The organism is Caldicoprobacter faecalis (assembly GCF_900115765.1).
GTDB classification, from domain to species: domain Bacteria; phylum Bacillota; class Clostridia; order Caldicoprobacterales; family Caldicoprobacteraceae; genus Caldicoprobacter; species Caldicoprobacter oshimai.
Genome location: NZ_FOXR01000005.1, coordinates 1 through 14,069, shown reverse-complemented (window position 1 = coordinate 14,069; position 14,069 = coordinate 1). Strand labels below are relative to the sequence as shown.

Annotated in this window: 11 protein-coding genes; 10 read left to right on the top strand and 1 reads right to left on the bottom strand. The window is 44.6% G+C overall.

Going from position 1 to position 14,069, the window contains the following annotated elements; translation table 11 throughout:
• Window positions 1-21: 21 nt before the first annotated feature.
• The 6 genes from BM241_RS03180 to BM241_RS03155 all read left to right on the top strand — a co-directional run bounded on the left by BM241_RS03180 (window position 22) and on the right by BM241_RS03155 (window position 9,931).
• Complete coding sequence (locus BM241_RS03180) at window positions 22-1,473, top strand: ABC transporter permease (RefSeq protein WP_242948236.1); 1,452 nt, start codon at window positions 22-24, stop codon at window positions 1,471-1,473.
• Window positions 1,474-1,486: 13 nt separating this feature from the next.
• On the top strand, window positions 1,487-2,434 hold the full coding sequence (locus BM241_RS03175; protein WP_025748340.1) for a carbohydrate ABC transporter permease: 948 nt from the start codon (window positions 1,487-1,489) through the stop codon (window positions 2,432-2,434).
• 138 nt (window positions 2,435-2,572) lie between these two features.
• On the top strand, window positions 2,573-4,345 hold the full coding sequence (locus BM241_RS03170; protein ID WP_092282021.1) for a type 2 periplasmic-binding domain-containing protein: 1,773 nt from the start codon (window positions 2,573-2,575) through the stop codon (window positions 4,343-4,345).
• 165 nt (window positions 4,346-4,510) lie between these two features.
• The gene (locus tag BM241_RS03165; RefSeq protein WP_025748338.1) at window positions 4,511-6,523 is read left to right on the top strand and encodes a glycoside hydrolase family 31 protein; all 2,013 of its coding nucleotides are present in this window, start codon (window positions 4,511-4,513) and stop codon (window positions 6,521-6,523) included.
• A 51-nt stretch (window positions 6,524-6,574) separates the two neighbouring features.
• Complete coding sequence (locus BM241_RS03160; RefSeq protein WP_092282020.1) at window positions 6,575-8,293, top strand: hypothetical protein; 1,719 nt, start codon at window positions 6,575-6,577, stop codon at window positions 8,291-8,293.
• A 219-nt stretch (window positions 8,294-8,512) separates the two neighbouring features.
• Window positions 8,513-9,931: an NlpC/P60 family protein gene (locus BM241_RS03155; RefSeq protein WP_092282019.1), complete on the top strand. Its 1,419-nt coding sequence runs from the start codon at window positions 8,513-8,515 to the stop codon at window positions 9,929-9,931.
• A gap of 144 nt (window positions 9,932-10,075) precedes the next feature.
• On the opposite strand, the gene BM241_RS13090 is transcribed toward BM241_RS03155, so the two are convergent.
• Entirely contained in the window at window positions 10,076-10,222 is a 147-nt protein-coding gene (locus tag BM241_RS13090; RefSeq protein WP_169729764.1) for an LDCC motif putative metal-binding protein, read from the bottom strand.
• A 615-nt stretch (window positions 10,223-10,837) separates the two neighbouring features.
• Here BM241_RS13090 and BM241_RS03150 point away from each other — a divergent pair.
• From BM241_RS03150 to BM241_RS03135, 4 genes are read left to right on the top strand one after another with little or no spacing between them, the layout of a single operon-like run.
• Entirely contained in the window at window positions 10,838-11,497 is a 660-nt protein-coding gene (locus tag BM241_RS03150; protein WP_025748335.1) for an amino acid ABC transporter permease, read from the top strand.
• Window positions 11,478-12,155 (top strand): amino acid ABC transporter permease, encoded by a 678-nt coding sequence (locus BM241_RS03145; protein WP_092282018.1) that lies wholly within the window; start codon window positions 11,478-11,480, stop codon window positions 12,153-12,155. The genes BM241_RS03150 and BM241_RS03145 overlap by 20 nt, the downstream gene beginning before the upstream one ends.
• 9 nt (window positions 12,156-12,164) lie before the next feature.
• Complete coding sequence (locus BM241_RS03140) at window positions 12,165-12,935, top strand: amino acid ABC transporter ATP-binding protein (RefSeq protein ID WP_092282017.1); 771 nt, start codon at window positions 12,165-12,167, stop codon at window positions 12,933-12,935.
• Complete coding sequence (locus tag BM241_RS03135; RefSeq protein ID WP_025748332.1) at window positions 12,922-13,767, top strand: cysteine ABC transporter substrate-binding protein; 846 nt, start codon at window positions 12,922-12,924, stop codon at window positions 13,765-13,767. Before BM241_RS03140 ends, BM241_RS03135 begins: the two co-directional genes overlap by 14 nt.
• The last annotated feature ends 302 nt before the right edge of the window (window positions 13,768-14,069 follow it).

Below are 14,069 nucleotides of genomic sequence, written 5' to 3'. Positions count from 1 at the left end.
TATTGACAAAGGAGGATTAAAATGGCGAAGAATCAGTCACTGCACAGCGATATATTTATGATTCTCTTAAGAGCAGTGGTCATTGTGCTCTTAATTTCTGCTGTTATTCCGTCGATAAACCCTGCTCGGATGAGTGGTTTGATCAATAAAAGTTCCGCCTTGATTACCATGGCACTTTCCTACTCATCCATTGTGTCAGGATTTACGAGGGCATTGAATAGGGGATGGGTGGCAGAAAGCGCTCTTCAAATGCTTTACATCTCATCCTTGTTTGTGTGCATTAGCATTGCCGTTGTGGCTGTAGGGTGTTGTATTACGCTGGGTAAAAAGCGCTTGCAGCGGCTGGGAGCCAAGCTTATTGCCATAGCTTCACTGCTTGGCACTCTTGCGCTTTTGCTGTTGCTACCAGCTTATTCCCAGATCTCTCAGACAAGCAATCCGGATCGAGTTGAACCGATGTTTGCAGGAGGGTTTTGGATTTTTCTGAGCCTGTTTATAGTTACGTTTGTCCTTGGCCTTATTAACATAATGAGAATTCCAAAACCTACTGCCGAAGACGGATATGAAATGGAAAACAAATATAAGCTGTTTTTGATGATATTGCCTTTTGTGATACTGTGCTTTGTGTTCTCATATCTGCCGCTTTGGGGATGGCGTTATGCATTTTATGATTACAGGCCTGGGGCTAGCCTGACACGTGAGAGTTTTGTTGGCTTTAAATGGTTTACTTACTTGTTTGAGAATCCGGCCACCCGGGCTGATATAGCAAGGGTACTCAGGAATACGCTGGTCATGAGTGGATTGGGCATTGCAACTTCATGGCTGCCCATGGCTTTTGCCATCTTTCTTGCCGAGATAAGGGCAAGCAAATTCCGTAAAATAGTGCAGACATGCACTACGATTCCCAATTTTATAAGCTGGGTTTTGGTTTACAGCGTTGCGTTTGCAATGTTTTCTACCGAAGGGTTTGTAAATGCTATATTGATCGATTTGGGGATTATTGAAAACGGAACCAACTATCTGATGAGTGGCGAGCATATATGGCTGAAGATGTGGGCCTGGGGGACATGGAAAGGCCTTGGCTGGAGCGCAATCATATATATAGCTGGAATCTCGAGTATAGATCAGCAGTTGTATGAGGCCGCTACTATTGACGGTGCTGGTCGTTTCAAGAGAATGTGGTATATAACAGTGCCTGGATTGATGCCCACTTTCTTCGTATTGCTACTTTTGTCGATAGCCAATATACTGTCCAACGGTATGGATCAGTACTTCGTGTTTAAGAATGCAGCCAACAAGGAAACCATAGAAGTTCTGGATTTGTATGTATATACCTTGGGCCTTGGCAGTGGCGGTTCTGGCAACATTCCGCTTGCCACCGTTGTTGGGATGCTTAAATCGCTTATAAGCATTACGTTGCTGTTTGGCGCCAACAAGGTTTCCAAACTAATCCGCGGTGAGAGCATAATATAAAGGAGGTCAAAGCATGGATGCTGTAGTCAAGAAGCAAACGGCACTTGGGAGCTATACGAAGCGCAGGCACAAAATATCGGCGGGCGATGTGGTATTTAATATACTCAACTATACATTCTATATATTGTTTACCTTTGCTTGTGTATTCCCTTTTTACTACCTGTTTATTAATACCATAAGCGATAACGAACTGGTACGAACCGGTCAGATAAAGTGGTATCCCGTGGGAATCCATTTCAACAACTATCTGGCATTGGCTAACGTGAACAACCTGGGGACATCTGCCCTGGTAACTGTAGCAAGGACGGTTATAGGCACGGCTTTTATGGTGGTGGCTTCGGCATTTGTTGGATATCTGGTTACAAAGAAGGAGATGTGGGGACGCAGGTTTATCTACCGATTTTTGATTGTCACCATGTATTTCAATGCCGGCCTTATACCCTGGTATTTGAATATGTCAATGCTGGGGCTTACAAATAACTTTTGGGGGTATATAATTCCGGGAATTGTTTCGCCCTTTAATATAATACTGGTAAAGACTTATATAGAGTCGATTCCAGCAGAGCTGGAAGAGAGCGCTTTTATCGATGGAGCAGGGTATTTCACGATATTTACCCGGCTTATCTGGCCGCTCAGCAAACCCATTTTAGCCACCATTGCCATATTTGGCGCCGTAGGACATTGGAATAGCTTTGTGGATTCCATGATACTGATGTCGGGTAAACCGCAGCTTTATACCCTTCAGTACAGGCTGTATATATACTTGACCAGTACGTCCAACCTGTCAGCCCTTATGAATTCAGGTGGTTCTATAAACCCGCAGGTTTTAAATTCGCTGCTCAACATTAGAACGGTAAAGCTGACGGTTGCCATGGTTACAATCATTCCTATACTTCTGGTTTATCCATTTATGCAGAGGTACTTTGTAAAGGGTATCATGCTTGGAGCGGTCAAAGGTTGATGAACAATGCTTACAATTTTTCACCTTGGAGGTGGGATTGGGCTTTCTGAAGATTCTTTAGGCGCTCCATTCCATTACACAAGGTGAAAATGCAAAATATACAACAAAATACAGAAATTTAAAGGAGGTATATTTTCAATGAAAAAACTGACCAAGCTGATGGCTATTTTGCTGGTTTTAGGCATGGTGTTTGCAATGGCTGCTTGCAGCAACACCGCACAAAAAGAAAAAGGAGAGGAGCAGCCTTCCGGGACAGATGAAGGTGCCGGTGAGGGGACAGCTGGTGATCTGGCTGATATAATACCTGAAGAGACGGTCACCTTGGATGTTTACACTCAGCTGGCAAACTACTCGGGTGAACAGATTGGTTGGTTTGCTCAGGTCATGAAGGAAAAATTCAATGTTAAACTGAACATCATAAACGAAGGTGACGGCACTTTTGCAACCCGTATGGCCGCAGGGAACCTTGGAGATATAGTTGTGTTTGGAAACGACAGCGACGAGTATATCCAGGCAATCAAGGCAGGGCTGTTGCTTGACTGGGAAGAGGACAACCTGGTTCAGGAATACGGTCCCTATATCTGGGAACACATGCAGCCGGCTCTGGAGAAGAATAAGAAGATTTCTCCAGATGGAAAGCTTTACGGGTTTGGGCACAACGTAGGGACCAGCCCAGAAGAGCACGAGGCGTTTTTCTATGGGCCGTTTATCAGATGGGACCTCTACAAGAAGCTCGGTTACCCTGAGGTAAATACCTTGGAAGACTTTGTGGGACTTTTGGAGGAAATGGTGCGCCTGGAGCCAACTTCTGATACAGGTGCCAAGACATATGGCGTATCCATGTTCCCGGATTGGGATGGAAATATGGTCATGATGGTGAAAGCCACCGGTGCACTTTATGGTTATGATGAATTTGGATTTGGGCTTTACAATGTAAACACACAAGAATATGAAGATGCTCTTAAGAAAGATGGTATGTATCTGAGAGCATTGAAGTTCTATAACCAGCTATATCAGAAAGGCCTGCTTGACCCTGACTCCATGACACAGCCCTATGATGCTATGATAGAGAAGTATCAGACCGGTGCTGCATTCTTCAATATATTTGACTGGATGTCAATGGGTGCGTATAATACGCCCAAGCATTTGGAGCAGGGCAAAGCGATGCTGCCTTTGGCCGCAAAAGATCAGAAAAACCTGGCTTACGGGCTCAATGTCTATGGCGGCAATCGCGTCTGGACCATTGGAGCCAAGACCAACTATCCTGAGCTGTGCATGGCCATAATCAACTGGCTGGCAACCCCTGAGGGAACCATGACCAGCTTCTACGGGCCCAAGGGTGTAACCTGGGATTATGATGACCAGGGTAGGCCGTATCTGACCGAACTCGGCGAGGCCTGCATGGCTGACGGCAACACGCAGATGACTGGCGGCTACAGCGGAACCTTTGCTGATGGAGCCAACCAGATAAACAATACCACATGGTCGAAGGACGCTGTCAATCCCGAGGCTTCCAACGGCGACACCTATAACTATCTGCGCTGGGAGACCAGGCTTTCCCGCCCGGTAAGCGAAATTGAACAGGATTGGAGAGACAGGGTAGGGGCTTTGGACCTCAACGAGTACCTGGAAAAGAAGGGGCATGTTTCAGTTGCACTGGGTACAACCTACTCTGAACCGCCCAAGAGCGATGAGCTGCTGGTTGTATGGAATCAGGTGGCCGAGACCATCAAGACTTACTCATGGAAAGCTATCTATGCAAAAAGCGATGCCGAGTTCGATGCTATCGTAGAAGAGATGATACAGAAGGCCAACGAGTACGGATATCAGCAGTGTGTCGAGTTCCAGAAAGAGCAGGCAGAGAAAAGGGCTTCTCTGGAAAATGAAGTAAAGAAATTGATAGAAGAATAAAATAACCTTTACAGGCGAATGATTGTTATTGTGCTGAGGGCTTTGGGTTTTACAAAGCCCTCGATTTATTGTAATTTCAGGTAAGTGCGAGGTTGTGAGGTGGTTTACAATAAGCATATATTAATTGAATATAAATTAATATTATGGAAAAAGGAGGTCAAAGATATGGGCTTGCCATTTATTAAAGAGGGGAATTGCTTGATCCGCTATATGTATGGCGAAAAGCTGTGCATTGAGCCGTGGGGCAAGAATAGCTTGCGCGTCAGAAGTATAAAAGGGGATACTTTCATTGAAGAGGATTGGGCACTTGACACCAGGCCAGCTGATGCCGGCGAATGCGCAATCGAAATTGATGACAAGCAAGCTACCATCCAAAACGGCAAGATACGGGCGGTTGTTCGAGATGACGGCATGATAACGTTTTACAATCAGCACGGCAAGGTCCTCCTGCAGGAATACATAAGAAATCGAAATGACTTCAGCAGATATTGCAGCCCTCTCAACATACCTGCCAGGGAATGGAAGCCCCGTCCAGGCGGAGATGATTATTCTCTCACCGTGAGGTTTGAATCCGACCCTAACGAAAAACTGTATGGGATGGGCCAGTATCAGCATGGGTTTTTAAATCAAAAGTACTGCCGCTTGACGCTGGAACAGAGGAATACTCAGGTCTCGATCCCTTTTGTGCTGTCCAGCCTTGGGTATGGGTTTTTCTGGAACAATCCTGCCATCGGCTGGGTTTCATTTGGCAAAAACCTGACGGAATGGCATGCGGTGTCTACAAAACAAATGGACTACTGGATAACCGCCGGCGACACACCTGCTGAGATAGTAGAGCAGTTCACTGAAGTGGTTGGCAGGCCGCCCATGATGCCGGATTTCGCGATGGGTTTCTGGCAGTCCAAGCTGCGCTATCAGACGCAGGAGGAGCTGCTGAATGTGGCCAGAGAGTATAAGCGCAGAGGGCTTCCCCTATCCGTAATAGTGATTGATTTCTTCCATTGGACCAACCAAGGCGATTGGAAGTTTGACCCTCAGTACTGGCCGGACCCTGAAGGCATGGTTCGTGAACTTAAAAGCATGGGCGTTGAGGTTATGGTCTCGATATGGCCTACCGTTGCGAAAAACAGCGAGAACTATGAGGAGATGGCAAAAAAGGATTATCTGGTAAAGAACGATATGGGCATCACGACTCATATGGAGTTTATGGGCAATACCGTGTTTTTTGATGCTACAAATCCCGGAGCCAGGAAATTCATATGGGAAAAAGTAAAGCAAAACTATTATGACAAGGGTATTAAGCTGTTCTGGCTGGACGAGGCTGAGCCTGAATACGGACTATATGATTTTCCGCTTTATAGATATTACATAGGCCCTGCCATCCAGACCAGCAACATCTACCCGCGCTATTTTGCCAAGGCGTTTTATGATGGGTTGAAGGAGCAAGGTGAGAAAGACATAATTAATTTGGTGCGCTGTGCGTGGGCGGGAAGCCAGAAGTATGGAGTATTGGTCTGGTCAGGCGATGTCGATTCCAGCTTTAGAGGATTGCGCGAGCAGTTTACAGCCGGTCTCAATATGGGATTGGTAGGGATTTCGTGGTGGACCACTGACATTGGAGGATTTTTGAGGGGCAATCCTGATGACCCGCATTTTCGCGAGTGCTTGATTCGCTGGTTCCAGTATGGCGTGTTCTGCCCGGTGTTTAGGCTTCACGGAGAGCGATTGCCGCACAGGAAACCTATTGGGACCAGCGGTGGCGGGGCGTTCTTCTCTGGCGCTGATAACGAGGTCTGGAGCTTTGGAGAAGAGGCCTATGAAATACTCAAGAAGTATATGTTCCTGCGGGAGCAGCTCAGGCCGTATATAAAGGCGCTTATGAAGGAAGCACACGAGAAGGGAACGCCGGTTATAAGGCCGCTGTTCTATGATTATCCCGGCGATCCACAGGCATGGGAAGTGGAGGACCAGCAGATGTTTGGACCTGACGTACTGGTAGCACCCGTGATGTATGAGAACATGCGCAGGCGACCGGTGTATCTGCCCAAAGGCAGCACCTGGAAAAATGCCCATACCGGTGAGATATATGAGGGTGGGTGCACTGTGGATTGTGATGCGCCATTGGATGTAATACCCCTGTTCTTAAGGCAGGGTGGTCAGGTCGATTTTAGAATATAGCTTTGCTGATCTTGAGCATAACACTCACAATAGCAATTAGGAGGTATATTTATGCAGAGATACAAAAATTTTATAGCAGCCATTTATTGTCCGGTGGGCGATTTGATTCGCATTACCGATTTGGATGAGTTTGCAAAGCGCTTTGAGTGGATCGAAAAGCACGTCAAGGTGGGGAAGGTATATCTGGAGACCCACAGGCACGGCGTGGTGATTGAACGCCAGCAAATCGAGAGGATCAGGGATTTCTTCAGAAGTAGAGGCATCGAGACTTCGGGGGGCATCACCACCGATGGACCGCCTGACGGTGAAGGCGGCTTTGACCCTCTGTGCTATACCAATCCTGCCACCCTTAAGCTGTTAAAAGAGGTGGCCGAAATGACGGCGTCGCTATTTGATGAATTCATACTGGACGATTTCTATTTTACCAACTGCAGGTGCCCCTCCTGTATAGAGGCTAAAAAGGACAGGACTTGGGCCGAATTCCGTCTAGATCTGATGCGGGAGGTTTCAGAAAAGATAATAGTCGGCCCTGCCAAAAAGGTAAATCCCAATGTGAGGGTCATAATAAAGTATCCCAACTGGTATGAGCACTATCAGGATACGGGGTATAACCTGGAGGACGAGCCGCGAATATTCGATGCTGTCTATACGGGGACTGAGACGCGCAACCCCACTTATACCCAGCAGCATCTGCCTAAGTATCTGAGCTACTTCAACATGCGCTATCTGGAGAATGTGGCTCCAGGACGAAACCTGGGGGGATGGTATGACCCGTATGAGTGCACATATAATCTGACTTCCTATGCCCAGCAGGCATATTTGACCTTGTTTGCAAAGGCCAGGGAAGTGATGATGTTTTCGCTGGGGTCCCTCCTAAATCCCGAGTATTCCCTGTGTATACCCATAAATGGGCAGCTGTTTGAGGACGTGGATAAGTATTTGGGCGAATTGGGTAATCCCACAGGTGTTGCTTGCTACCTGCCGTATCACAGCCACGGGGAGGACTACCTGCACAACTACATCGGAATGCTGGGGATAGCGCTTGAACCTTATCCGTATTATCCCGAGGGTGCGTTGACGGTGTTCCTCACCGAGAGTGCGGCAAAGGATCCCGGTATTCTTTTGAAGGTCAAGGATAGCCTGATGAATGGAGCCGATGTGATCATCACCTCAGGTTTTCTGAAGGCTGCTACGCATATGGGCTTCCAGAGAGTGTTTGCCAACATAAGGGTGACTGACCGCAAGGCCATGGTGAACCGATATGCCTATTCCAACGATGGGGGAATAACCTTTGGCGGCTGTGAAGAGGCTGCAAAACCGGTATTGATTCCTCAGCTGGAGTTTCAGACCAACGATACCTGGGAGCTGATTGCAGGATTGGGCGAGGACAACAACTTTCCCGTATTGACCAAGACGCTGTACGGCAAAGGTAGGCTTTATGTGCTCACAATACCCGAGGACTACGGGGATCTATACAATTATCCACGGAAAATACTTCTGCCCATACGTCAGGCCTTCAGCAAGCAAAGCCCTGTGTTGCTGGATGCTTTTTCAAAGGTTGGGCTTTTCATGTACGATAATGACTGCTTCATACTGCATTCGTTCCAACCATGGTATGATGAGGTACGCATAGAACTGAGGAATGGCTATTTCGCTCTTGAAGACCTGGTAACCGGCCGCGTCATTGAGGGGCAAAGACAGGGCGATAAATTGGTGGTAACCCTGCGTCTCTCTCCGGGAGTAAACAGGGTATTTAAGATGATTAAGTAAAGGCTTATTCAGGCTATTGCAATCAGAATTTAAAAGCCCTTCACCTTCTTCTTTTGCTTTGTGCAGGGAAGATAGGTGAAGGGCTTAATTTTTTTAAAAATTTTCATTTGGAAGCAGGAATTTTTTATTTTTTATAGAATATAAATTTCTGTAATATTTTTGTAATATTTGTGATAAACTTTTAATGGACGAGTATTATTGAAAGATGAGGGATTTTTTATGAAAAATTTTAAAGTTACATCGGTGATGCTGCTGGGCATTTGGGTTGTGGTCTGCTTGACGGGTTTTGTATGGATAGGACAGGATGAGGTTGCGGTAGCAGGCTATACTCCAACGCCTTCATTTATAATGATGGTGGACGGGAAAGAAGTGGGGACCGTAAAATCTGCAGCCAAGGGATTGGCAATATACGACGATGTGGTAGAAAAGCTTCTTCAAGGCTATGGCGATGGAGTATTCGTAGATGCCAGCGTGCGTTTTAAAGAAGCTGTAACGGGCAATGTGAGAATTAGTTCAGAAAACGAATTGGCCCAGGCCATAGAGCAGGCCATAGTCGTCAAGTCCAATGCCTATGCAGTGGTTATCAATGGTCAAAAAGTATGCTATGTCAGGGATTCGAAGGTTGCGCAAGATGTCCTTGAAGAGATTAAGAGTTCTTATGTGCAGGCCATACAGCAGAGCGGGAATAGCCAGCTGCAGGAAGCTTTCTTTAAAGAAGACATATCCTACCATGAAGAGATAGTACCATTTAATCAGATTGTGGATAAGGATAAGGCTATCTCTATCCTCAAGCAGGGGACCGAAGAGATTAAGGAGTATGAGGTAAAAGAAGGGGATACGCTTTGGTCAATTGCCAGGGCACACGGCATACCGTTTTCGGTTTTAGAGCAGGCAAATGCCGGTATGGATATAGATAATCTGCGTCCAGGGGATAAGATCAAGCTTACGCTTGAAAGGCAACTGGTCACGGTGGTAACGAAGGAAAGGCAGAAGAATGTCGAGGAGATTCCTTTTGAAACCGAGATACAGATGGATAATACCCTGGAAAAGGGTAAAACAAAGGTTATCAAAGAGGGAGAAAAGGGCCAAAAAGAGGTTTATGTACTGATTACCAAGGAAAACGGTGAAGAGGTCAAGCGTGAGGTGCTTGAGGAAAAGGTCATAAAAGAGCCTGTCAAGAGGATAGTGGCAAAGGGCACCAAGGTACGTCCAAGGGTTGTCACGCCGGTTTATCCTCAGCCTGCTGTGCCCTCGTCGGAGTCAGGCCGGGGGTCGGCGCGGGGCGGCGATGTGGTGGCATTTGCCATGCAGTATCTGGGCAGGCCATATGTGTACGGCGCCGAAGGGCCCAATGCCTTTGATTGTTCGGGATTCACCCATTATGTCTACCGGCATTTTGGAATCTACCTTCCCAGAACGGCTTACGGGCAGCGCAGCGTGGGCGTGCCGGTATCCAGGCAGGATTTGGCTCCTGGGGATCTGGTGCTGTTTTCCAGACCCAATCATGTGGGGATTTATATAGGCGGGGGGCAATTCATACATGCTTCCTCAGGTTCTAGGAAAGCCATATGTATAGACAACTTGAGTTCTTCGACATATACCAGGCGATATGTTGGTGCACGAAGAGTGCTGAATTAGATGAGAAGCGGTCCAAAGGGCCGTTTTTTATATGCAGTGCATGGACGATAACTTAGCGATGTATTATAGGTTTGCCTGACGGCGAAGGTTCGCTGTGGGCAGGGCTTGTTTTGAGTTTACAGTAGAGCTGACCAGTCTGCTTTATCATCTGACATGATTTTTGTTATTTCTTATGCTCTTTCGTTCGTTGTTTTGCCGGTTTAAATCACAGCAGTCCAGCCTTTGACCATGGAATGCCTCATTGTTTTCTTTGGCTAGTTTTTCAAGAAATTTTCTAATCCATTTAAGCATGTTATGCACCACCCTTCCATAACTATTGTACTATATACACAGCTCATACCGAAGACAATAATACAGCGATATTATCCACATTGTTTATTATATCAGGTGAATGTGAATATTTTGTGAATTAGATAAATTTATAGTCAAAGGTTATTCCACAAAAACTGCTGCTAACATTGCAAAGAGTGAGCTGTCTAGTGCTTATACACAATTTAATGATGGTGTCTGGGTATATGAATTTCCTCAACTTACTAAACTAGCCAGGATGCTCATAGAAGCATTTCAAAGACAAAGCATGTCCAGTTAAGTTTCCTTATTTAACCATTTGCCAAGGTTCTGTTTGTACAAAATTTAGGTAAATAAATCATATAGTGATTGGTGTATTTACAAATAGGTAGTCGGTAGTTCCAAAACCGACTACCTATTTATTGCGTGTCCGGCATGGGCGATAACTAGGAGGTGGAAATTGGTTGGGGGCTTGGTAGTGGGAACTATTTCAAAATTTTCTAGAGGGATATATTGACACTTTTAAAAACTGAGCATATAATAATAAAAAACACGATAAAACATAGTAAACATATAGGAATTATAGGAAATAGGATTAAGGGGGGGGAAAATTATTCCTTGGATATTGATTTTATATTGGAAATATCATCTTTATATCTTGAAGCAGGGAAGTTTACCTTAAAACTAGCTTTTATAGGTATTATACTATCGTTACTTATTGGAATTTTCTGCAGCCTGGTAAATTACTATAAGGTAAAATTTTTGAAAAAAATTGTCAATTGGTATATAGAGCTTTCAAGGAATACACCATTGCTTATACAGCTATTCTTTTTGTATTACGGCTTGCCGAAAGTAGGCATTAAGCTAGGAGCATTCACCTGTGCTGTTATAGGTTTAGCATTCCTCGGAGGCAGTTATATGGCAGAAGCGTTTAGAGGGGGGTTAGAGGCTGTCAGTAAGGCTCAAATAGAGGCGGGATTGAGCCTTGGGCTAACTAAAGCACAGGTGACCAGATATATAATCTTCCCTCAGGCATTGGCTGTTTCAATTCCCAGCATAGGGGCAAATGCAATATTTATTATCAAGGAGACCTCCATTGTTAGTGCCATATCGCTAAAGGATTTAATGTTTGTCACAAAGGATATCATAGGCATTTACTATAAGACCAATGAGGCGTTGCTTATGCTGGTTGTGGCGTATTTGATTATTCTACTGCCGTTGTCATTATTGCTAACTTACGTAGAAAGAAGGCTGAGATATGCAGGATTTGGGAATTAGGGTGCTTATAGAGGGCAACAACCTGTATAGATTAATGGGTGGACTGCTGGTAACCGTAAAGATAGCCCTTATTTCAGTCATCATATCCATCATATTCGGAATACCCTTTGGAATAGTTATGACATCAAAAAACAAGTTATTAAGGCTCGTGTGCCGGGCATACTTGGAAGCTGTCAGAATTATTCCGGTGATGGTTTGGCTTTTCATATTTTATTTCGGTGTACCAAAGCTTACTGGGATTCATTTAGCGGGGGATGTTGTTTCAGTCATTGTATTTTCCATATGGGGGACAGCTGAAATGGGGGATTTGGTACGGGGGGCAGTAACATCGCTGCCTAAACATCAAAAAGAAAGCGGAAAGGCAATTGGATTGACCAATGTACAAATCTATCGCTATATAATAATACCTCAGTCCGTTAGAAGATTGCTTCCGGCTACTATTAATCTGGTGACTCGGATGATAAAGACGACCTCGCTGGTTGTATTGATTGGAGTAGTTGAGGTGTTAAAGGTGGGACAGCAGGTTATAGAGTCCTTTGTATTGCAAAGTCCTTCAGCAAGTTTCTGGGTGTATGGCTTTATTTTCTTTCTATATTTCATCATATGCTATCCCATATCGATTTTTTCAAAAAAACTGGAATTACGCTGGAAGGAGTGACGAATTAATATGGCTTTGTTGGAGGTTATTGGCCTAAATAAATATTTTGATGGCTTTCATGTCCTTAAAGATATAAGTTTTTCTGTTAAAAAAGGAGAAGTAGTCGTCATACTGGGCCCGTCGGGAAGCGGCAAAAGCACTTTGCTCAGGTGTATTAATGGGCTGGAGGAAATACAGTCCGGACAAATAAAGTTAAACGGGGAGGTGATCAATGAAGACAGCACGAAATGGCACTTGATAAGGCAAAAAATCGGAATGGTATTTCAAAGCTATGACCTGTTTCCGCATATGACTGTTTACGAAAATATACTGCTTGGGCCGCTGAAGGCACAAAAAAGAGATAAAAAAGAAGTGGCCAGGCAAGCTGAAGAGTTGCTTGACCGAGTCGGTCTATTGGATCGAAAAAATTTTTATCCCAGGCAGCTGTCAGGGGGTCAAAGGCAAAGAGTTGCAATAGTCAGGGCTTTATGTATGAATCCCGAGATCATGTTATTTGACGAGGTGACAGCTTCGCTGGATCCTGAAATGGTAAGAGAGGTTTTGGATGTTATGCTGGAACTTGCTAAAGAAGGTATGACGATGATTATTGTTACTCATGAAATGGAGTTTGCAAAGGCAGTAGCGGACAGAATCATATTCATTGATGGAGGAGAAATAACCGAAGTGGCGGAGGCACAGGAGTTTTTCACACAACCCAAAACAGAAAGGGCAAAAAATTTTTTAAATATATTTAATTTCAAAGAGTATAAGAAAGGAGTAGATAATAATGAAAAAATTTAACAAGTTTGTCCCATTGGCTATTGCTCTAGTACTCATAATAGGGGCTTTAACAGCCTGCGCTTCACAATCATCCAATACTAAATCATCCATTGACAGAATAAAGGAATATGGCAAAGTAAGGATTGGCGTTTTCAGCGATAAGCCTCCTTTTGGTTATGTGGATTCAAATGGAGAAGTTCAAGGGTATGACGTTTATCTAGCAAGGCGAATTGCAAAAGATTTGCTGGGCGATGAATCAAAGGTTGAATTTGTCTTTGTAGAGGCCGCCAACAGGGTTGAATACTTGCAATCTGATAAAGTGGACATCATCCTTGCAAACTTTACAGTAACGGATGATAGGAAAAAACTTGTTGATTTTGCACATCCATATATGAAGGTTTCTCTTGGGGTTGTATCGCCCAAAGACAACGTTATCACTGATGTTTCTCAGCTAAAAGGGAAGAAGCTCATTGTAAACAAAGGAACGACAGCCGATATTTTCTTCACAAAAAATTATCCCGATATTGAACTTCTGAAGTACGACCAAAACACCGAGGCTTTCCAGGCATTGCTAGATGGGCGTGGCCATGCCTTAGCCCATGATAACACAATGCTCTTTGCCTGGGTCAGGGAACATGAAGGATATACCGTTGGAATCACTTCCTTAGGAGGTCAAGATACAATTGCTCCGGCGGTTAAAAAAGGTAATACAGAGCTTTTAAACTGGCTGAACGAAGAACTTGAAAAACTCGGCGAGGAAAACTTCATGCACAAAAATTTTGAAGAGACATTACGTCCGTTTTATGGCGATTCAATAAATCCTGATGATATAGTTATAGAACCTGGAACATGATGTGGTTATAGAAGGTGGAGTATTAAAATAAGATGCATGAGTACAAAAAAGTCTCTAAACGAGACTTTTTTGTACTTCTATGACCACACAATTGTGCGGTTTGCTTGGCAAACATGCTGTTTCGCGCAACGTAGTTGGCTGTTAAGCCGTAAGCGTCAAATAGAGCACACCTAAAAATTTGTAATCAGATGTGAGATAATTCCTCCATAGAAATGATGAGGAGGGATTATCTATGACGCACAAAGAGCGTAAGCAACAGTGGGAAGCTAGGATTGAGGCATATAAGTCCAGCGGCTTAAGCA